General features: G+C 68.0%; 1 pseudogene. It reads right to left on the bottom strand.

The annotated features are described in order from the left end of the window. Window positions 1-298, bottom strand: a pseudogene (locus PUR56_RS14410) (group II intron reverse transcriptase/maturase); the annotation flags it as partial. Between the last annotated feature and the right edge of the window lie 518 nt (window positions 299-816).

Below are 816 nucleotides of genomic sequence, written 5' to 3'. Positions count from 1 at the left end.
TGAGACGGCCGCGCAGGTCGCCCAGGAACCCGGGAACACCGAGCGCCTCCTCGACGTCGGCGGCGGTCAGGCCGTCGACGCCGGGAGTGCCGGCTCCCCGGTTGCCCGCGACCCGGTCGAACGCCACGATCAGCGTCGCGGGGTCGTGCACGAGGTTGAACAGATCATCGAACCGACGACCGCAATCGGCCGCCGCCCAACGGTGAAGCTTGGCCTGCATCTCCGATACCCGCTGACGCGGTCCCACCGGGACCGACTCCTGCAGAGCACCGCCGTTCGGCGGCGCGTCTTCCGGCATTGCAGCATCCTTCCCTTCTCGATACCGCTGCCGCCCTTCCCCATGTGCCGGGCTCTCCCCGGCTCGGAGTACTACGGCGGCTCCGCCCCACCCGGCCCGTTCAGCCGTCGATGTGCCTATCCCGCCCGGCGGACTGGCTGTCCGTTGACGGGAGTTGTGACCAGATGGTTCCCGTGTTCACTGCGATTCGTTCGACGGAGTAGGAGCCCGACTGTGTCCCTGCGGGATCGCCACGAGTACGCCGTAGACCTTCCTCGTGGCCTCCCGGACGGCTTCGAAATACCGGCCAAGGAGTTCCCCACCACCATCCGGCGGCGAGTGCGCACCGCTTCCGGCCCAGATCCGCCAGGTTCGAGCCGGTGTAATCGTTAAGAGACGTAAAGACGCCGGTTCCTCGCGTACTCCTCTCCATCCCGCTTGCCGAACCCGCACCATCTGGCAGTACTGGCACGTCCCGGCTTTGTCAGGGCCGCTCCCGCCCTCCCCGGCATCACCCGGATCAGGCTGCCCTCAGCTCC

This window comes from Streptomyces sp. BE303 (assembly GCF_036290945.1).
Lineage (GTDB): Bacteria > Actinomycetota > Actinomycetes > Streptomycetales > Streptomycetaceae > Kitasatospora.
The sequence above is the reverse complement of the archived record's forward strand: the minus strand, read 5'-3'. Positions and strand labels throughout refer to the sequence as shown.